At 52.9% G+C, this 19,003-nt stretch carries 16 protein-coding genes and 1 pseudogene; 5 read left to right on the top strand and 12 right to left on the bottom strand.

The genetic code is table 11. The annotated features are described in order from the left end of the window. Positions 1 to 72: 72 nt before the first annotated feature. From EVX52_RS08030 to EVX52_RS08010, 5 genes are read left to right on the top strand one after another with little or no spacing between them, the layout of a single operon-like run. The gene (locus EVX52_RS08030) at positions 73 to 1,011 is read left to right on the top strand and encodes an ABC transporter permease (protein ID WP_129953496.1); all 939 of its coding nucleotides are present in this window, start codon (positions 73 to 75) and stop codon (positions 1,009 to 1,011) included. Continuing rightward, positions 1,008 to 1,868, top strand: coding sequence for an ABC transporter permease (locus EVX52_RS08025; protein WP_129991046.1), 861 nt, complete (start codon positions 1,008 to 1,010; stop codon positions 1,866 to 1,868). The genes EVX52_RS08030 and EVX52_RS08025 overlap by 4 nt, the downstream gene beginning before the upstream one ends. Next, positions 1,865 to 2,842 (top strand): ABC transporter ATP-binding protein, encoded by a 978-nt coding sequence (locus EVX52_RS08020; protein ID WP_129953498.1) that lies wholly within the window; start codon positions 1,865 to 1,867, stop codon positions 2,840 to 2,842. The genes EVX52_RS08025 and EVX52_RS08020 overlap by 4 nt, the downstream gene beginning before the upstream one ends. Further along, entirely contained in the window at positions 2,826 to 3,875 is a 1,050-nt protein-coding gene (locus EVX52_RS08015; RefSeq protein WP_129953499.1) for an ABC transporter ATP-binding protein, read from the top strand. Before EVX52_RS08020 ends, EVX52_RS08015 begins: the two co-directional genes overlap by 17 nt. Further along, the gene (locus EVX52_RS08010) at positions 3,856 to 5,370 is read left to right on the top strand and encodes an ABC transporter substrate-binding protein (protein ID WP_129953500.1); all 1,515 of its coding nucleotides are present in this window, start codon (positions 3,856 to 3,858) and stop codon (positions 5,368 to 5,370) included. The genes EVX52_RS08015 and EVX52_RS08010 overlap by 20 nt, the downstream gene beginning before the upstream one ends. A 191-nt stretch (positions 5,371 to 5,561) precedes the next feature. Here EVX52_RS08010 and EVX52_RS08005 read toward each other — a convergent pair whose 3' ends face one another. The 12 genes and pseudogenes from EVX52_RS08005 to EVX52_RS07950 form a co-directional block, all read right to left on the bottom strand. Continuing rightward, a complete protein-coding gene (locus EVX52_RS08005) occupies positions 5,562 to 5,726 on the bottom strand; it encodes a DUF2474 domain-containing protein (protein ID WP_129953501.1) in 165 nt (54 codons plus the stop codon). An 11-nt stretch (positions 5,727 to 5,737) separates the two neighbouring features. After that, positions 5,738 to 6,745 carry a cytochrome d ubiquinol oxidase subunit II gene (gene cydB / locus EVX52_RS08000; RefSeq protein ID WP_129953502.1) on the bottom strand — a complete coding sequence of 336 codons (1,008 nt, stop codon included), beginning with the start codon at positions 6,743 to 6,745 and terminating at the stop codon, positions 5,738 to 5,740. A 2-nt stretch (positions 6,746 to 6,747) separates the two neighbouring features. Then, the gene (locus tag EVX52_RS07995) at positions 6,748 to 8,172 is read right to left on the bottom strand and encodes a cytochrome ubiquinol oxidase subunit I (protein ID WP_129991045.1); all 1,425 of its coding nucleotides are present in this window, start codon (positions 8,170 to 8,172) and stop codon (positions 6,748 to 6,750) included. 672 nt (positions 8,173 to 8,844) lie between these two features. Continuing rightward, entirely contained in the window at positions 8,845 to 10,212 is a 1,368-nt protein-coding gene (locus EVX52_RS07990) for a VasL domain-containing protein (RefSeq protein WP_129991044.1), read from the bottom strand. Positions 10,213 to 10,223: 11 nt separating this feature from the next. Further along, on the bottom strand, positions 10,224 to 10,652 hold the full coding sequence (gene tssE, locus EVX52_RS07985; protein ID WP_129953505.1) for a type VI secretion system baseplate subunit TssE: 429 nt from the start codon (positions 10,650 to 10,652) through the stop codon (positions 10,224 to 10,226). A gap of 1 nt (position 10,653) precedes the next feature. Further along, on the bottom strand, positions 10,654 to 11,190 hold the full coding sequence (gene tssJ, locus EVX52_RS07980) for a type VI secretion system lipoprotein TssJ (RefSeq protein ID WP_370278320.1): 537 nt from the start codon (positions 11,188 to 11,190) through the stop codon (positions 10,654 to 10,656). Further along, positions 11,171 to 12,268 carry a type VI secretion system baseplate subunit TssG gene (gene tssG / locus EVX52_RS07975; RefSeq protein WP_129991043.1) on the bottom strand — a complete coding sequence of 366 codons (1,098 nt, stop codon included), beginning with the start codon at positions 12,266 to 12,268 and terminating at the stop codon, positions 11,171 to 11,173. Before tssG ends, tssJ begins: the two co-directional genes overlap by 20 nt. Then, the gene (gene tssF / locus EVX52_RS07970) at positions 12,232 to 13,995 is read right to left on the bottom strand and encodes a type VI secretion system baseplate subunit TssF (protein WP_129991042.1); all 1,764 of its coding nucleotides are present in this window, start codon (positions 13,993 to 13,995) and stop codon (positions 12,232 to 12,234) included. The genes tssG and tssF overlap by 37 nt, the downstream gene beginning before the upstream one ends. A gap of 449 nt (positions 13,996 to 14,444) precedes the next feature. Continuing rightward, positions 14,445 to 14,627: a hypothetical protein gene (locus EVX52_RS07965; RefSeq protein WP_129953508.1), complete on the bottom strand. Its 183-nt coding sequence runs from the start codon at positions 14,625 to 14,627 to the stop codon at positions 14,445 to 14,447. A gap of 59 nt (positions 14,628 to 14,686) precedes the next feature. Further along, entirely contained in the window at positions 14,687 to 15,970 is a 1,284-nt protein-coding gene (locus EVX52_RS07960; RefSeq protein WP_129991041.1) for a sel1 repeat family protein, read from the bottom strand. After that, positions 15,970 to 16,716, bottom strand: coding sequence for a phospholipase D-like domain-containing protein (locus EVX52_RS25505; RefSeq protein WP_129991040.1), 747 nt, complete (start codon positions 16,714 to 16,716; stop codon positions 15,970 to 15,972). Before EVX52_RS25505 ends, EVX52_RS07960 begins: the two co-directional genes overlap by 1 nt. A gap of 247 nt (positions 16,717 to 16,963) precedes the next feature. Next, positions 16,964 to 18,980 (bottom strand): annotated as a pseudogene (locus EVX52_RS07950) (type VI secretion system Vgr family protein); the annotation flags it as partial. Positions 18,981 to 19,003: the final 23 nt, after the last annotated feature.

Genomic DNA, 19,003 nt, shown 5'->3' with positions numbered 1-19,003 from the left:
CTGCGGCTAACGTAAAGCCACAGGGGAAAAGACTCTCGCTCTGCACCAGAAACTGCCATTAAGAGGATTGTCATGCACCGTTACCGATTTTTGTTATGGCGACCGCTGCAACTGCTGCCGGTGTTGCTGGGGATAAGTATGCTGACTTTCGCGATGGTGCGTGCCATACCTGGCGATCCGGCGCGGATCCTGCTCGGGGTGCGCAGCACACCGGAGGCCATTGCCCGCATCCGTTTGCAGTACGGGCTGGATCTGCCGGTCTGGCAGCAATATCTCTATTTTCTGCGCAATCTGTTTCATGGCGAGATGGGCAAATCACTGATTTACCGCGTGGATACGCTGAAGCTTATCATGTCGCGTATTGAACCCACGCTGTATCTGGTGCTCGGCAGCGTGGTGCTGGCGATGCTGTTCACCGTGCCGCTGGCGGCCGGGGCGGCGCGACATCGCGGGCGGCTGGCGGATCAGGTGATCCGTCTACTTTCTACTATCGGCCTCGGATTACCGGCGTTCTGGCTGGCGATCATGATGATTTTGCTGTTCAGCCTGTCACTCGGCTGGTTTCCGGTGTCGGGCTATGGCAGCGACTTTGGTGAGCGGGTTCATCATCTGTTTCTGCCGTGCCTGACCGTTGCGCTGGCGCTGTCGGCGGTACTGACCCGTAACCTTCGCGCCAGTCTGCTGATGGAGTTACAGAATGATTACGTTACCGCCGCCCGTGCGCGGGGACAGAACGAAAACCGTATTTTCTGGCGACATGTGATGCCCAACTCGCTGGTGCCGACGGTCAATCTGCTGGCGGTGAATATCGGCTGGCTGATTGGCAGCACGGTGGTGATTGAAAGCGTATTTGCCATTCCCGGCATGGGGCAACTGCTGGTGAAAGCCATTATCAGCCGCGATTACATGGTAGTGCAGGGGGTGGTACTGGTGTTTGCGCTGGCGACGGTCGCAGTGAATTTGCTGGCGGACTTACTGACTGTGGCGCTGGATCCGAGGGTGAAGCTATGAGCATGACCGAAAAGATTGCGACACAGCGAATGGGATATTTTCATCTGCGCTGGTTGCCGCGCCAGCAGGCGTTGCGGCTGGGGATTGTGATGCTCAGTGTCTGGGTTCTGATTGCGCTGCTCAGCCCGTGGATCGCGCCGTTTGACCCGATAGCGCAGGATGCATCAGTGACACTGTCACCGCCATCGTTCGCCCATCCTTTCGGCACCGATAACTTTGGCCGCGACATTCTTTCCCGTGTGATGTGGGGCGCACGGATTGATCTGCAAATCTGTCTGATTGGCGTCATTTTTCCGTTTATCTTCGGCACGCTGACCGGCGCGTTTGCCGGGTATCTCGGCGGTGCAGTGGACACCTTTTTCATGCGGGTGATAGACGTGGTGCTGGCGTTTCCTTTTCTGGTGCTGATGCTGTCGGTTATTGCCATTCTCGGGCCGGGACTGGGCAGTTTTTATATCGCGATGGCCATGGTCGGCTGGGTGTCGTATGCCCGTCTGGTGCGCTCGCAGGTGCTGACGCTGAAATACCGGGATTTTATTCTGGCCGCGCGCAGCCTGGGCTACAGCCATCCGCGTATCTTACTTTTGCATTTGCTGCCCAATGCGCTGACCAGTTCGCTGGTGTTCTCAATGTCCGACTGCGTGCTGGTGTTACTCAGCGGCGCGTCGGTGAGTTATCTCGGCCTCGGCGTTCAGCCGCCGGTCGCAGAATGGGGTGTGATGGTCGCTGAAGGCCAGAGTTTTATTACCACGGCGTGGTGGATAACAACCTTCCCCGGCCTGGCGATTGTGGTGCTGGCGATGAGTTTCAGCCTGCTGGCGGACGGACTGGGTGACAAACTGGGGGAGCGACCATGACGTTAATGCAGGTTTCCGGCCTGACCATTGAAGACCGGCAGGGTGTGGCGCTGGTAGACAGGCTTTCGCTGACGCTGAATGCGGGGGATATTCTCGGACTGGTTGGCGAAAGCGGTTCCGGTAAAACGCTGAGTTGCCGTGCCATGATGCGCCTGCTGCCGGGCGAAGGGCTGCATATCCGCACCGGCGAAATCCGCCTGAACGGTACCGATTTACTGACCCTGAGCGATAAACGCATGACGGCCATTCGCGGGCGCGAAATTGGCATGATTTTCCAGAATCCGGCCAGTCATCTGAATCCGGTGATGACCATCGGCCAGCAGATTGCCGAAAGCCGCCGTCTGCATTTTGGGGCCAGCCGCCGTGAGGCACAGGGACAGGCAGTGGAACTGCTGCGTCAGGTCGGTATTCCGGACCCACAGCGACGGGCAGATAACTACCCGCATGAGTTTTCCGGCGGCATGCGTCAGCGGGCAATGATCGCCGTGGCGCTGGCCTGCGAACCAAAAATGCTGATTGCCGACGAACCGACCACGGCGCTGGATGTCACCGTACAGATGCAGATTTTGCATCTGCTCCGCGATCTGCGTGACCGGCTGGGTATCGCCATCATTCTGATTACTCATGATCTGGGCGTGGTGGCACAAACCTGTGACCGCATCGCGGTGATGTACGGCGGACGTTTGTGTGAAACCGGTGAAAAACGCCCGGTACTGGCGCAGGCACTGCATCCGTACACCCGTGGCCTGATTGACTGCCAGCCGGTCAGCGAAGGTGGCGCCGGACGGCTGATCACGTTACCCGGTCAGCCGCCGGTAGCGGCACGATTCCCGTCCGGTTGCCGTTTTCATCCGCGCTGTGCGCAGGCGACGGCGTTGTGCCGGGACAGCCAGCCCGCGATGCAAACGGGCAGCCACGCCACCGCCTGTCATCATCCGCTGATCCACGGGAGGGGAAATGAATCATTTGCCTGATCTCACTGTGCAACCTTACCCGCTACTCGAAGTGGAAGATCTTTGCGTGACGTTTCCGGTTTCCGGTTTTGGTTTTAAAAAGCGCCACGTTCAGGCTGTGAATGGCGTATCACTGCACATCCGTGCAGGCGAAACGCTGGGGCTGGTTGGTGAATCAGGCAGCGGAAAAAGTACCCTTGGCCGGGCGATGTTGCAGCTGGAAAACACCAGCGCCGGACGGGTTCGCTTTAACGGGCAACTGATTACCGAAGGTATGAAACCCGACATTGCCCGTCTGCGCCGGCAAACCGCCATGATCTTTCAGGATCCGTTTTCCTCACTCAATCCGCGCCAGACGATTGGCGAAAGTATCGGCGAGGTGCTGCGGGTACACAGGAAAGTGACGAAAGCGGAGATTCCCGCGCGGATTAATACGCTGCTGACCCTGGTCGGGCTAAGCCCGGAACATGCCACACGCCGTCCGCAGGCATTGAGCGGCGGGCAATGTCAGCGCGCCGGTATTGCCCGTGCGCTGGCTATCGAACCGCGCCTGATCGTCGCCGATGAATGTGTTGCGGCGCTGGATGTGTCGATTCAGGCGCAGATTATCAATCTGCTGATGGATCTGCGTGAAAGTATGGGTCTGGCGATCCTGTTTATCGCCCATGATCTGGCGATTGTGCGCCGCCTGTGTGACCGCGTAGCGGTGATGTACCTCGGGCGTATTGTCGAAAGCGGGCCGACGCAAACGGTGTTTAGCGCGCCGCGACATCCGTATACCGCCGCGCTGGTGGCGGCCATTCCTGAAATCGACCCCGACCGGCCGCTGCCGGAGCATCCGTTACAGGGTGAACCACCCAGCCCGGTTTCGCTGCCTGCGGGCTGCGCTTTCCATCCACGCTGTGCCTTTGCGCTGCCTGAGTGCAGACAGGGTGCGGCACCCGAAACCCGGCACATTGCCGACCATGCCTTCGCCTGTGTTCTTGAAAACCACAAAAGCGACGGAATTAATCCGATGACTGAAGGAATGTTATATGAAACAAAAGCATTTTAACGTTGTGGCCGCCGGAGTGCTGCTGGCGCTGAGTCTGGTCAGCGAAATGGCGCAAGCGGCGGGGGTGCTGACCATTGGTCGTCGTGAAGACAGCACTACATTTGATCCGATCAGGTCAGCGCAAAACGCCGATAATTGGGTGTTCTCCAATGTCTTTGATCCGCTGGTGCGCGTTGATAACACCGGCACCAAACTGCTGCCGGGTCTGGCGGAAAGCTGGACGATTTCGCCGGACGGCAAAACCTATACGCTGAAAATGCGTGAGGCGAAATTCTCTGATGGCACGCCGGTGACCGCTTCCGATGCGGTGTTCAGCCTGACGCGTATCCGTGATGATGCCGGATCGCTGTGGAAGGATTCGTACAGTATTATCGATACGCTGAAAGCCCCCGACGCTCATACGTTGATCATTACCCTGAAAACACCGTCGGCGGCGTTTCTGTCGCAGCTGGCGCTGCCGAATGCCTCGGTGATTTCGCAACAGGCGCTGACCAAACAGGGTGCGGATGACTTTGCGGAACATCCGGTCGGTTCCGGCGCGTTCAGCGTGAAAGAGTGGACACGCGGCGAGAAAGTTGAACTGGTGAAAAACCCGTATTACTGGGATGCCGCGAAAGTGAAACTCGATGGTGTCGAGTGGCTGACGCTGCCGGATGACAATACCCGCATGCTGAAAGTGCAGGCCGGAGAAATTGACGCGGCGCTGTCGATCCCGTTCTCACGCATCTCATCGCTGCAAAAAGACCCGAAACTGGCGGTCGAACTGGATACCTCAACCCGTGAGGATCACCTGCTGATCAACCATTCCCACGGGGATTTGGGCAAAGTGGAAGTGCGTCAGGCGCTGGATTTCGCCATCGATAAAAAAGCCATTATCGATACCGTGACGTTCGGTTACGGCAAAATCGCCAACTCCTACATTCCTGACGGGGCGCTGTATCATTACGCCGGTAACCTGCAACGCCCGTATGATCCGGAAAAAGCCAAACAACTGCTGGCGGCGGCCGGGGTGAAAAACCTGACCCTGAAATATCTGGTGAATGCCGGTGATGAGGTGGATGAACAGATTGCCGTACTGCTGCAACAGCAACTGGCAAAAGCCGGGATCACTGCCAACTTGCAGAAAGTGGATCCGAGCCAGAGCTGGGACATGTTAGTGGCGGGAGACTATGACATTTCGGTGATGTACTGGACTAACGACATTCTCGACCCGGATCAGAAAACCACCTTTACGCTGGGCCACGACTCGAACATGAATTACATGACGCGTTATCACAATGACAAAGTGAAAGCGCTGGTGGCTGCCGCCCGGGTGGAAATGGATCCGAAGAAGCGTGAGCAGATGTACATCGATTTGCAGAAAATGGCGAAAGCCGACGTGAACTGGATTGACCTGTATTACAGCCCGTATCGCAACGTGACGCGTAAAAATATCAAAGATTTCCACCAGAATCCGTTAGGGCGTTTCACGCTTGAGGAGACGGTGAAAGAATAAGAAATCCTGCACCAGGGAGATAATAAGAAAGTTGAGACAAAAGTCTGTTTTGTTGTTTTTAGCCCGCTTCCGAGCGGGCTTTTTGTTGCCGAAATCTGCCATTTCCGGGTTTTGTCAGGCTGCATCCGGAGAAATAAAAAGGGAGAAGGCAGAGCAGTGTCGTCTGCTAAACCCCCTCCGACTTTCTGCACTTAATGACTTCTCATTCCCGCCGCAAACATCAGCAGATGAAACACCGATGCTACAACAAATAACGCCAGCACGCTGCCGCCCCAGATGACGGCCATCCAGCCGACACGCTTTAAAAACGGGGCTTTAGTAATGTTATTGCCATCCATTTTTCTGATGAGATTCATAATGCGATTCCTCAGTGATAACCCTGATCCGGCGTGACTTTCCCGCGGAACACGTAGTAGCTCCAGAAGGTGTACACCAAAATAATCGGGATGATGAACAGGGCGCCGACCAGGATAAAGCCCTGACTTTGTGGCGGTGAAGCGGCCTCCCAGATAGAAATGGACGGCGGGATGATGTTCGGCCAGATGCTGATCCCCAGGCCGGTATAGCCCAGGAACACCAGTGCCAGTGTCAGCAGGAAGGGCGCATGATGCGCATTTTTACTGATGGCACGGAACATCCACACCGAGACCAGCACCACCAGCACCGGTACCGGCAGGAACCCATAAAGGTTAGGGCGCGAGAACCAGCGGGTGGCGATATCAGTGTGCGTCAGCGGCGTCCACAGGCTGACGGCCAGCGTCACCAGCAGGAATACCACCAGCAGCGGTTTGGCGATTTTGTGCATCGCTTCCTGCAATTCGCCCTGGGTTTTCATGATAAGCCAGGTGCAGCCGAGCAGGGCATAAGCCACCACCAGCGCAAAACCACAGAACAGCGTAAACGGTGTCAGCCAGTCCAGTGCGCCACCAGCGTAAGTGCGGTTCACTACCGGAATGCCGTTGATCACAGCACCCAGCACCACGCCCTGACAGAAGGTGGCGATCACCGAGCCGCAGATGAAGGATTTATCCCACACGTGACGTTTGGCCGGGCTGGCTTTGAAGCGAAATTCAAATGCCACACCACGGAAGATCAGACCAAACAGCATCAGGGTCAGCGGAATAGTCAGTGCATCCAGAATCACCGAGTAGGCCAGCGGGAATGCACCATAAAGCGCCGCACCGCCGAGCACCAGCCAGGTTTCGTTACCATCCCATACCGGCGCAACGGTGTTCATCATTACGTCACGGTCGTGCTCTTTTTTGACCAGCGGGAACAGCAGACCGATGCCCAGGTCGAAGCCGTCCATCACGATATACATCATCACGCCGAAGATGATGATCAAAAACCAGATCAGCGGTAAGTCGATACCCATTATCAAGCTTCCTTATTTTCGTCGGTCAGTGATTCGGAAATAGCAGACAGCGGACGTGCGGGCGTGCGGTGCTGGCCGGGACCTCCGTGATCAACAGCTTCTCCTTCATGCGCCTGCGGACCCTTGCGGATCAGACGCATCATATAGCCGTAACCGACACCAAACACCGAGCAATAGATGACGATGAACAGGATCAGACTGACGCTCATTTGCAGCACATTATGGTTAGAGACCGCATCTTTAGTACGCAGCAGGCCGTAAACCACCCACGGCTGACGCCCCATTTCCGTGGTGATCCACCCCGCCAGTAACGCCAGCAGACCGGAAGGCCCCATCAGGAAAGCAAAGCGCAGGAACGCTTTAGAGGTATACATTTTGCCGCCACGGCGCAGGATCAGGCTCAGTACACCCAGCAAAATCATCAGCATGCCGAGACCGGCCATAATGCGGAAGGTGTAGAAGATAACCGAAGAGTTCGGGCGGTCTTCTTTCGGGAAGGATTTCAGCGCCGGGATCTGATGCGTCAGGCTGTGCGTCAGGATCAGACTGCCCAGATACGGGATTTCAATCGCGTAACGGGTTTCTTCACGGTTCATATCCGGATAACCAATCAGCACCAGCGGGGACGGTTTGTTGTCTTTATTTTCCCAGTGGCCTTCAATGGCCGCGATTTTGGCGGGCTGATATTTCAGGGTATTCAGACCGTGGGCATCGCCGAGGAATGCCTGAATGGGCGAGACGATCAGCGCCATCCACATCGCCATCGATAACATGGTGCGGATGGCTGGCGTATCGCGACCGCACAACAAATGCCAGGCCGCAGCAGACCCGACGAAGAATGCAGAGGCGAGGAACGCGGCAGTGGTCATATGCATTAAGCGGAACGGGAAGGACGGGTTGAAGATAATCTTCATCCAGCTGACCGGAACCACCAGATTATTAACAATTTCATAGCCCTGCGGAGTCTGCATCCAGCTGTTGGAGGCGAGGATCCAGAATGTCGACATCAATGTGCCGAGCGCTACCATACAGGTCGAGAAGAAGTGCAGGCCAGGTCCGACGCGGTTCCAGCCGAACAGCATCACGCCGAGGAAACCGGCTTCCAGGAAGAACGCGGTTAACACCTCGTACGTCAGCAGCGGGCCGGTAATACTGCCCGCAAAGGAGGAGAACATGCTCCAGTTGGTACCAAACTGGTAAGCCATCACCAGACCGGAGACCACGCCCATACCGAAGTTAACGGCAAAGATTTTCGACCAGAAATGATACAGGTCGCGATAAGCCTCTTTCTTTGTTTTCAGCCACATGCCTTCCAGGACAGCCAGAAAACTGGCAAGCCCGATAGTAATAGCGGGAAAAATGATATGAAAAGAGACGGTGAAGGCGAACTGGATACGGGCCAGTTCTAGCGCATCAAGACCAAACATAACAACCTCTTTTTGTGTGTCAGGTTACCCTTCCAAACAGTAATACCGGTACGGGAACCGGCGATGTCTGACATTCGCAGGTGAAGTCTAGAATGAAAGGGGGGACTGCCGGGGTTTCGCGAGAAGCCGATTTAAGCACAGCGTGTGAGGGGATTAACAGGGACGGTTCCGCAGGGAAATTAGTCGTTGAAACACTTTCAGCGTGGTTAAAACGCAAGAGTGGAAAAACTAATTTTGCGGGAAAGCGGCAGCAGGGGAATTAACCCCAAAAACTAAGGGGCCAAGTTGTTGCATTGATCTGGATCAAAAAGTTTTGATGTTTTTCAAATGTAATTTCTCTGCATCGGGTAATGGCTTGTTGTGTGCAAAATTGGTAACAAGAAAGTTAAATCAGCAGTGGCGACAGCGCATTCCTATTTTTAATGCAATGTAAATTTATGTCATCGATTTTGCCCAAAAATGCAGCCGTAAGGTAATGCTTGTAGCATTTTTTTACATTTGAGCCGCAAGGCGGAATGAAGAAAAACAGCAGTGCTCCATGCTTTCGTCCGGCATTAACCGGACGGGTATATAAGAGGTAAGCCGCTGCGGGCGTCAGGGCCGGGCTGGTTTCCGCGCCACCTGTTATGCCCGGCCCCGGTAAAAAACGGCGTGAATGTCAGCAGTCTGTCTTCACCGTGCAGCTACCGGTAAGGTCTCGATAAGTAAGGCGTACCGGTTCAGTAACTGCGTAAACTGATTGTCGAGTTGCAGTATCAGCTGTGGCGGGATAGACGTATTCTGTTGCCGCATATCGGCGAGTTTTCTCAGTGATTCCTCAACCGGCGGGGCACTGTTCAGCGCCTGCTGGATAGCGAACACCGACGATTTGAGCTGTGAAACGGTCATGTATTTACCGCGTTGTTCATCCAGCCCGTTGAGTTTGTCCGCCAGTTGCTGCAACTGAGCATTCGCCTGTTGCCAGCCGTTGAGACTTTCCGGCGGCACGGCGCTGGCATTCAGTTGCTGTGTCCAGTTTTTTGCCAGTGCGGCGGTGGCGGGATTATCAGGCCACAGTATCAGTGCCTGGCTGACCAGATGTGACCCGGTATCCTGCGCCCAGTGCGGCGACAAGGCTGCCAGCTGGCGCGTTTGCTGCTGCGCGGCAGCCAGAAACGCCGGTGCTTCACGATGCAACATTTCAGCCTGCTGGTTTTTCATTGTTTCCAGTGTCTGGGCATTCAGGGGCTGTGGTATTACCGGCAGCGTCGCCATCAGTTGCTCACCGGATAGCGGATGATAAAACGCCGTGATAGCTGCGCAGACTCCGCCACCAGCCAGCAACGTTGCCATGATGCCGGCGAGAAAACCTTTCCACTGAACCGGGTGTTTAATCGTCACGGGCGGGGCAACTTTCTCCTGCAGTTCTGCGGGCTCAGCCTGTGCGACATAAACCCACTGCTCGCGGGCTTGCGTAGCCCATCTTTTTTCTGTGTTCTCTGGTGCCGCCGCAGGCAATACGATTGTCGTATCACTGGCCGCGTGCATATTTTCCAGCCTCACGGCAGCACCGTGCAGAAAACTGCTCAGTGCTTCCAGCTGGCTGATGTGTTTAAGTTCAAGGCGCTGCAAAACATCACACAATGCAGTGATCAGTTTCTCCGCCTGATAAATAGCTGATAAATCATGATATTCCAGCGTCATGCTGCGCAATATTTGCTGCAGGCGCTGGCTCAGACCCGAGAGTATTTCCATCCGCGCGTGAGCCGGATGCGGCCATAATCCCGTCCACTGACGGGAGAGTAATGCCTCGAGGATCGCGAGCCCTTCATTTAATCCTGACATACCCGCTGACCGCGTTCTGGCCTGTGTGTACCACGACGCCGTTTGCAGTTCGATGCCATTTTGCTGGAACAGGTTCAGGCATAACTGCTCCACTTTTTGCCAGTGCACATCCGGGCGTGCCGGATGGGTTAACTTGCTCATTTCTTCGCGTAAAACGGCGTAATCAGCCAGCGCACGCGGGTCACCCCCGGTGCGCAGCTGGCGTTCAATCGACATAATCGTTTTCCTTAACTGACGTAATTCTGCTGTTTCATATGACGCATCAGCACACGGCCTTCCGGCATAAATTCCGTACCGAAACGCACTAAGCCGAGCTCTTTCAGCTCGGCGTCAATGGCATATTCAAGATGCCCTGGTCTGGATTGTGGCAATAAAATCACGTGCAGCTTTTTGATGCGCGGCTCGTATTTCAGCAGGGTTTCTGACAAGACATCCAGCAGTGAATGTGCCGTGCCGGGCATTCCGTGCAGGATTTTACTCATATCCGGCAGGCCGTAATCCGGCAGATGGCTGAGCGTTCCGGCGCGACAGTTGAGAATGCGCTGCATGTTGTCGAGCACGGAGAGGATCACCTGATTTTCTTCGCTGACGTTGTGCAGATCGAGGCCACCGGCAAAGTTGCCGAGCAGCATTTCGTAGAGTGAGGGTTGTGACATATCACTTGTCCTTCAGCGGCAGCAAACTCATTCCCTGGTTATTGAGTTCAATCTGGCGCGCCTTATCCGGATCCAGATCGTCTCGGCTCAGCACGATACGCCAGGTATTGTTCTTCATATCTGGCGACAGGAACATGCCTGCGACTGCCACATACTGCGCTTTTTCATCCAACGGCGTGTCGATAGTGACAGCCGAACCCGGACGGATCCGAATGTCCTTTCCTGCCAGCAGATCGGCGTTAATTGCCTGACTGTCTTGTGCAAAAAGCGACGGATAATCAGTATCATCAAACACTTTGCGATCTTTTAACTGATAGATGCGCACTACGGTGGAGAGCGGAGCACCGTTGGTATTGTTGTTGATGGCGTCGCGCGCCTTAATATCCAGGTGCAGCGTTTTCACCTGCTTGTAAAAAATGGATTTGGTCATGGCGACGGTGCCGTTGCTGACTTTTTGGGTCAGTCCGCATCCGCCCAGTGTGGATACCATTGCCAGCATCAGTAATGTAAAACGGGTTTTACCAGCGATAGTCGCCATATTCATCAGTCTCCCTTCGATGAAGATTTTCCTGAGCGCGCTGATAGCGGCCCAGATTAATAGTGATCACTTCAGTTTTATTTTGGGCCGCAGATGTAATCCTTAACCTGCGCATCACTGCGGTTCTTCCCAGCAGCACACCGGATTTTTCCGGCTGGCAGGAAAGTTTTGCATCGGGCAGCAGCGCGCGTGACACCGACAGTTGTAAACGGACGTGCAACCGGGAGCCAAGATACACCTGCAACAACGCCAGCAAATCGGTGTAAAGCTGGCCACCCGGAAGCCATTCACGGGCTTCATCCGGATTTTCAGTGGTCAGTTTCAGCAGAACCTGACAGTTCACATCGACGGTCTGGCGGCCCATCACCGGGCTGCTGCTCATACTGACCGGCGCGCTGGCACTCATGGTCAATTGCTTGCGCAGGGGAATAATGCAGCGGTCATGCGCCAGTATCTGCGCCTGTGTATCCGGTGCCAGCAACTGAACCAGTGCGATAATGCCTTCGCTGGTGCGTGTCGGCAGCCGCATCATACTGGTGAGCGCCAGAAAGCGGGAAACCGGCGTGGCAATCTCTTGCGCACATCCTTCTATGCCCAGCCCGCAAAGACTCAGCAGATATTTCGAGGTTTTATCTGTCCCGCCGGGTGTAAAAGTGGCGGGATATGAGTATTTGCGCCAGATTCGGTAATACTGGGTGATCAGCCGGTGGTTGAAAATATCGAGAAAGTCGCTGACCGCTTCGTAACCGTCGCGACGTTGGGTAATGTCGTCGATATACGCGGTTGGCAGCGGTGATTCCACACCATACAGCCCCATAAATGTGGTGCGGATAGTCGGCGGAAGATGCGGATGTTCCGGCATTTCCACCCGTTTAAACTCGCTGGCCGGAAATCCCATCCCCGGATGCGGTCGAAAACGCACCGGGTCGTGTCTGACCTGCCATTGGCTGCCCAGCGCCGGGGCATCTGGCTGGCTTTGTTCCAGCAACTGACAAAAACGATAAAACTGGGTATAGGGCAGTTTATCTTGAAGTTGCTCGATCAGCCGGGCAGGCGCTGATTGTGATTCTCTTTCCATCGGATACATTTCCCGGCAGGCTGAACGATAAGGGTTAACTGATTGAATAAATGGATATCAGCATAAAGCGCAAAGAAGCGGTTGAGCATTTCCCCGAACAGATGAATATCGCCTTCACCGGTAAAGCCGTTGCCATCCAGCGTGACTTCGATATCAATGCCGCGCAGCAAAAAACCTTTCTCAAAACGTTGGATCTGGTGGTGTTGTACCCGCTGAATAGCATCCAGGCGGCGGTTGTTCAGCTCATCGCTCTGCCAGTTGTAAAGCTCCAGCGTGCCGCGCAACACTTTCGCGCTGCTCATCAGATTAAGGTAACTGGAGCCCAGGTGGCTGAGCACCCGCCACTGGAAGTGATCTTCCGCCGGAGGATAGGAGGGCAGCGTCGGTTTGCTGAGATTTCGGACTTTCAGTGGTATCTGTAATACGGCTTCACAACGGTCAAGCAAAGTGCTTTGCAACGCTTTGCGTGGCAACTGACCGTTAGTGCCGGTAATTTTCAGGGAGACGGGCTCGCGGGTGAATTCGCGATCGACTTCCCATTGCTGTCCGCCGAGGATCAACCATGTATCATGCAGCCCGGTCACGCCGCGTTTTACGCGAGTGTGGAAATAACGCTCCGGCGCATGGCGTCTTTGCATGCCGCCGCGATGACGGAAGCTGGTGAAGGGCACGTAGGTTGCGTCCGACGTTCGCTGTGAGCCTGTTACAGAATCGACAGAATAAATTTCGGTATGACCGTCCTGTAACCGGCGCGGCCGCAGCAGATATTCATTTTCCATTCCGTTAATAATCAGCGGATCGGCTTCCAGTGTGAACAGGTTGATCACCGGCACACAATGCAGCGCCATGGCTTCATCGGTGACAGGCAGGTCGTTTTGCCACTGACTGTTGAAAACCACCTCCAGATCCAAGTGAGCGATCCCGGCGGGCAAGGTCACTGATTCCAGTCCGTTAAGATGCACGAACATGAATTTTTCGCGGAAGGTGAAATACTCCAGCAGCAACTGATAGCCACTGAACGCACTTTCACCTTTTGGCCACAACAGATCTTCATCCGAAAATCCGCCGGGCGAGAACCAGCCATCCAGTTTGATACGGTCAGCCTGATTAGGCAGGCGTATATACAGCGCCGCCTGACGGCGGGTGAGGGCCAGATGCAGCGCACTGCTGACGGGAGCTTCTCCGGGCAGATAAAAACACAGACGATGTAAATCGACCTGCGACCAGTCAGTCTGCGTGCTGCAGGTTAGTCTTACTCGCAGCACCGAACGCCCGTCCGGCTCGGTCGCCATGACCACTTTCGAAACGGCCAACGGGTTAAGCGTCATGTCGCGCGTAGTGCGGTACTGACAGACGGTATTTTTAGGGCCGACAGGGCGGGAATAGATTTCCAAACCTGCGGGCACTGTTTCGGCCATCTTCATCAATGGTACGTCCGGGCTCAGCGACACAATGGAAAGCGACGGTATGGTACGCAGATAGTGCGGCCATAACATGCTCACCAGCCCTTCAGTAAATTCCGGCAGGTCATCATCAATTTTTTCACGCAGCCGTCCCATCGAGAAGGCAAAGCCCTCAAACAGGCGTTCAACATAAGGATCAGGTGTACCGGATTTATCGAGATCAAGCATCGCGGCGCGATCAGGATGAGTTTGTGCAAACTCTTTTGCCGCATCACGCAAATAGCGTAATTCGGCGTCGTAATAATGCAGGGTTTGGTCTTTCATTTTATTCTCTGTGAAAACGTCAATGATGTTTGCTAATTATTGTGAAAAAAACCAGCACCAAATAGAACAATAAATACCATTTGAGACAGTATATTCTGGTCAATGAAGCTCCATCGTTAGGATGCATTCATGAAAAATAGACATTTTAATTTCTGAATTAAATATTGCCCAACCACAATCTTTACTAATTAGGTTTTTCTTAGGTTGATAATTATTTCTAAAAAGTTTTTTTAAAACTTAAGATTTTGCATACCCAGTATGTCGTCATATTTGCTGGAAATTTTGCGTTGATTTTATTTGCGAAGGAAGATAAATCGCCATCAACTTCAGTAATAAAAATAACACCACCTTCTCCGACCATTTGTTGCAAGATATGAAAAATATGTGAATCCACCTCCAGAGGTTTAATAAAACTATATCTGAATACGTTATAATAGGGGTGTTACCTATTATAATAAATGCGCCTGCTTTTTTAAGGAAATAGTCACTATTGGGTCGCCCGCGTGACTATGGGCAAAACTCTTACCGTAAAGCAGTTCTGATTTCAGCCTTGTGGCAAGCATTTCTTTTTCTGATTTAGACTCTGGGGCGTATATAACAAGGTACTTATACCCTTTAATGCGTTGAGTCATTTTGTTCATCCCTGTTAATTCATCCGTTGCTGCTCTGAATCGCTGATTATTACGTGAAATTACGCTGCACCCACAAACCGCCAGTCAACGTGCTGCTCCTGATGGAACAGTTGGTCACTGAGCGGCCAGGGGCGTGAGCGGCAAAACTCCACCCGGTCAGTGGGCATAATCTCGCCTTCCCTGAGTGCAAGAATGGCGTTCCGGCTGAGTCCTTCACGCGGCAACCATGCAATCTGCCAGTAACCGCTTTTCGGACAAGGTTCACCGGTTTTACACAGCAGACTTAGTGAGGCACTTTTATCAAAATCCGGTGACGTCGGCAGCGGCCTGCCGGTTTCAGGGGTGAGCTGTTTGTCTTTCGCCAGCTTCTCAATCAGGGCTTCGCTGGGTTTGGTCGGCGGAATGTTCGCTTTGCGATCTTCCAGCCATTTTATCTTGCCATCCCAGGCAGGCAGCGGAGCCGGTGGGAGGGGGACGATATCGTTGATTTCTGGGACGGTGGGGCTGGCATAGGAGTAGTCGGAAAGTATTTTCCAGATTGCCTTGTAACGTTTAGAACGTTCAGGGTCTTTTTGCTGGTTCATAAAATTAAGGCTATCAGTAGGTTCTGGCCCAATGAATATATTACTTAACTTTCCAGCCGAAGTTTCATCTCCCGCCAACACTCCTAGTTGAAAAACTTCCAGTGCATTTTGATACATCTTGCGGTTTTTTAATATATACCCAAGAGTTCTGGCCGCATTTGCATCTCCTTGTTTAGATGCACAGTAATACATTTCTTCAACGATTTCTTGAGCCAAACTTACCTCTGCAAGTTTGTCGGCAACATAACTTTGTGCTTGGGGATTACCGTTATCCGCCGCTTTACGGTAGTAGCGAAGAGCCATTTCAGGATCTTTTTTCAGTCCAGCGGAACCGTTCTCTAAATAAATTGCTATAAAGTAATAACCGGTGGCGACATGCGCATTAATTAGTTGGATGCTCAAATGAAGCCTTTCGGTACTTGTAAGATTAAATTGGCCTCGGATGGCACCGTTTTGCAAGTTAATATTAGCTTTATAATGGTTATTAGATGAGGCAATGCGGTACAACCTTTCTATTTCAATATCCACCATTTCATCTTTTTTTAATTGATTATTAACCTGTAACCAACGACCGTATTTAAACAGTTTGTCAGCATCAGCAGATGGTTCGGGAATAACTTCATATTTACAGACAAATGCAAGTCTTACGTCAGTATTGGAAAGAGGGTCCATGGTGATATCCTTTTTTACAACAATGGGGGTAGCGGCCTGATCGCAGGCAGTCAGTAGCAAGCATAATAACAGTAACACTTGGCGCATTAGTCCATGTCCTTTAAGGTTGCTTCGACGTATAAAAAAGCAATTAGCGGCGCTGTAGGTTTGGCTTTCTTAGTTTTTTGAAGGCTTTTATTGTCCTCTAAAATATCTTGCCAAGCGAAAAATGCCTCTGCGGGATCATCTTGCGTGCCCCGATTATCAGTATGCAATTTCCAAAGTTTCTTACGTAAGCCCTTTGTCACGCTTTTCATCTCATGAGCAATATTCATTTCGCTGTCTACTTGCATACTGCGGGTGTTGATATTGGCGGAGCCATGAGTAGTGAAAACATCATTTATGATCATGAGCTTGGAGTGAATATAAACAGGCATCCATTTCTCTGCAGGTGAATCTTTCGCTACCAGTGAGCAAATATGAACTTTCAGACCGGGAACCGTTTCAGGTTTAATTGTGCTGTCCTGAATTTCCTGAGCCTGTTTTTCAAATTCTGCCGTTTTTCTTAGCAAGTCCTGATACCTTTTATTCGCATCGGCAGGATCGAGATATATAGCAGGCACAGTGGTGAAAACTTCTTCGCTGGCTTTGCCAATCCTGGTCAATTTTGTCACATTCGGAATTGTGTCGGCGCGGCCGAGAACTTCCAACATGCGCTGGGTATTCACCGTGCCAGCACCAATACCCTGATCGGTAACGTTGGTGACAACGAATAAATGTAATGAACCGTGTTCACCGGGATCCCTGCCCGCTTTGCTTTGAACTTCTGCTGTTTTTTTGATGGCTTCTGCCAATGGAGGCCAGCGAAAATATTGATTCTCTATATATAAACTGCGTCGCATTATTAACTGTTTTCAAATAGAGTTTTTCTATATCTCGTTTGCCTTCCTGCGCCTGAGTGCGCAAAAGTTGCGCCATGATCGGAGTGCCAAATTCTGAACGCTGTTGAAGCTTTTTAGCGACTTCTCTAGCATTACGCATAACGAGTAAATCTTGTCCCGTTTCTCTCAGCCACGCAGTGGCAAAGTTTTTATGCAAATGTTCCAGAATTGGCCCGGTTACCTGACTGGATATATCTTGTCTTGGCAGATCTCCGCGTGGTCCTGTGTTAGGTCCAACTTCTGATGGCATTTCAGTGTCAGCACTCGGGAAGCGAGGAAAGAGTTTATTCAAACTTGCCGGTCCCATCTTTTGCCTGTTGGTCGATTTAAACAGGATGTTTTGCGGATCGGCGATTTCAATGTTGCCGTCACTGAGTTTGATGTAGCCGCCGCCGCAGGTCTGGGTCAGCTCTCTGGCGGCGGTGATAGTGACGGTGCTTTCCGTGCTGGTCACGGTGATGTCGTTTATGGCCAGCGCCGATAATTCGTCACCCTGTGCCTGAATGTCGACTTTCCCTTTTCCGGCGAAGAGCTTTATGCCGGATTTTTGAGCAAACAAACTGATGCTTTCGCCTGCGGCGACGGTAAAGGATTTGCCGCTGCTGATGTCGGTATTGCCACCCGACATAATTCCGAATATGTTCTTCGCCACGTTTGTCTTCCATCCGCAGCTTATTGTTGGCTGGCGTTCGGATGACGTTACGGGTGTTGTTTTGCTCCGTGACGTGGTCGGTGTGGCGTGAGTCATGCAACGCATGCGCGATATACGGCCTGTCCGGATCGCCGTCGTGGAAGGCAATCGCCACTTCCGTGCCCTGTATCAGCGGGAAGTGGATACCATACTCGTCACCGCCATAAGGTCTGGCGAAGCGCACCGGCATACTTTCCTGACCCTGCGCTTTACCATCCTGGTCGGCATCGAATCTGACCCGATACAGCCCTGATGTATCCTGCCAGGCATAAATATCATTGGCTTTGGCGCTGGTGACACGCGCCATCAGGGTGCCGCTGACCACGGGACGGAGCAGCAGAGCAGGGCGCCAGCACAGGGTTTCACTGTAAGGTACCGCGTTGAGCCTGACTTTCAGGGCATTCTGCCGGCTGCCGCTGAAGTGGGTGTGGATCAATACGACCGCGGATGACAGCAATTCCGGCAGCGTTGAAGGGATCGCACTGTCGGTAATCGTCAGCACCTGCGCGGGTTGCAATGTGGCATCATTACTAAAAAAGGAAAGGATTGTTTGTTGTGACAAAACGCGTTCGTGGTCGAGACGCGCCATAAAGTTGGCGGTTTCAGCCGCAGGGTCGGTTTTGTCGCCCGTTTCCGGATGGCGCGGTTTGTAGTGATACACCTCTCCGTAAGTGATGCTTTCGCCCGCTCCGCGGGTCATGTCTGCTCTGGCAGACTGTAAAACCCGCTGCGCCTCACGGTAGTTGTAATCTTTACTGGTGACGGATGCCTGAACTACGCTGTGCTGAATATTTACGCCCCAGACGGAGTCCGCACCGCTGTCGCTCATCCCGGACGGACTGTTCAGCGGCAGAGTTTTACCGAAATAGTAAGCACTTTGCTTATCGGCAAAGTGGATGATTTCAGTCTGCGCATCAGGTTGCAGGGTGAAGAAATAAAATATCCCCAGTTCAGAAAGCAGGCGCTCGATAAAGGCCAGATCGCTTTCCTGAAACTGGTTTATCTGTTCGCGCTTCGGGTATACCTGTTTCAGCGAAAATTCATACTCCCAGCCTTTGAGGCCGTGTTCGGTCAGCACCTCTTCAATAACGTCAGGAACGGATTTGTTCACAAAGAAGCGGTGTGTGCGAAACTGATTTGCAAGCAGTGCCAGAAAGGGCTCAAGCGTTACCTGATATTGCACCTGATCCGCTGAGCCTGATATCCGGCTAAAATCCGTGATCACACCATGTACGACTTTTTGTGCAGACAGGCTTTCCAGCGGACCTGTGCCCATGGTGAACGTCGCCGGCTGGCGGAGTAGCTGGCGGGGGTCGATATCTTTTTCCGTACTGGTAAAGGTGAGGGTGTAGCGATAAAGCTGGCTCATGCCTTCGTTGCCGGTGAAACTCTCCATATCCAGCAGGGCCTGGCAGGAAGGTACAGTCAGGCGATAACGGTTCAGAGTGATTTTCGAGAGCGACAGCAGGTCTTGTGCAATATCCATCATGCGGGTATCTCCTTATCTTT

Origin of the sequence: Rahnella sp. CFA14(1/10) (genome assembly GCF_004195095.1) — a bacterium.
Lineage (GTDB): Bacteria > Pseudomonadota > Gammaproteobacteria > Enterobacterales > Enterobacteriaceae > Rahnella > Rahnella perminowiae.
The sequence above is the reverse complement of the archived record's forward strand: the minus strand, read 5'-3'. Positions and strand labels throughout refer to the sequence as shown.

What these genes read in the sequence shown, in the direction of transcription:
- EVX52_RS08030 (WP_129953496.1), top strand. Translation starts at nt 73, where the DNA reads ATGCACCGTTACCGATTTTTGTTATGGCGACCGCTGCAACTGCTGCCG.
- EVX52_RS08025 (WP_129991046.1), top strand. Translation starts at nt 1,008, where the DNA reads ATGAGCATGACCGAAAAGATTGCGACACAGCGAATGGGATATTTTCAT.
- EVX52_RS08020 (WP_129953498.1), top strand. Translation starts at nt 1,865, where the DNA reads ATGACGTTAATGCAGGTTTCCGGCCTGACCATTGAAGACCGGCAGGGT.
- EVX52_RS08015 (WP_129953499.1), top strand. Translation starts at nt 2,826, where the DNA reads ATGAATCATTTGCCTGATCTCACTGTGCAACCTTACCCGCTACTCGAA.
- EVX52_RS08010 (WP_129953500.1), top strand. Translation starts at nt 3,856, where the DNA reads ATGAAACAAAAGCATTTTAACGTTGTGGCCGCCGGAGTGCTGCTGGCG.
- EVX52_RS08005 (WP_129953501.1), bottom strand. Translation starts at nt 5,726, where the DNA reads ATGAATCTCATCAGAAAAATGGATGGCAATAACATTACTAAAGCCCCG.
- cydB (WP_129953502.1), bottom strand. Translation starts at nt 6,745, where the DNA reads ATGGGTATCGACTTACCGCTGATCTGGTTTTTGATCATCATCTTCGGC.
- EVX52_RS07995 (WP_129991045.1), bottom strand. Translation starts at nt 8,172, where the DNA reads ATGTTTGGTCTTGATGCGCTAGAACTGGCCCGTATCCAGTTCGCCTTC.
- EVX52_RS07990 (WP_129991044.1), bottom strand. Translation starts at nt 10,212, where the DNA reads ATGTCGATTGAACGCCAGCTGCGCACCGGGGGTGACCCGCGTGCGCTG.
- tssE (WP_129953505.1), bottom strand. Translation starts at nt 10,652, where the DNA reads ATGTCACAACCCTCACTCTACGAAATGCTGCTCGGCAACTTTGCCGGT.
- tssJ (WP_370278320.1), bottom strand. Translation starts at nt 11,190, where the DNA reads ATGGCGACTATCGCTGGTAAAACCCGTTTTACATTACTGATGCTGGCA.
- tssG (WP_129991043.1), bottom strand. Translation starts at nt 12,268, where the DNA reads ATGGAAAGAGAATCACAATCAGCGCCTGCCCGGCTGATCGAGCAACTT.
- tssF (WP_129991042.1), bottom strand. Translation starts at nt 13,995, where the DNA reads ATGAAAGACCAAACCCTGCATTATTACGACGCCGAATTACGCTATTTG.
- EVX52_RS07965 (WP_129953508.1), bottom strand. Translation starts at nt 14,627, where the DNA reads ATGACTCAACGCATTAAAGGGTATAAGTACCTTGTTATATACGCCCCA.
- EVX52_RS07960 (WP_129991041.1), bottom strand. Translation starts at nt 15,970, where the DNA reads ATGCGCCAAGTGTTACTGTTATTATGCTTGCTACTGACTGCCTGCGAT.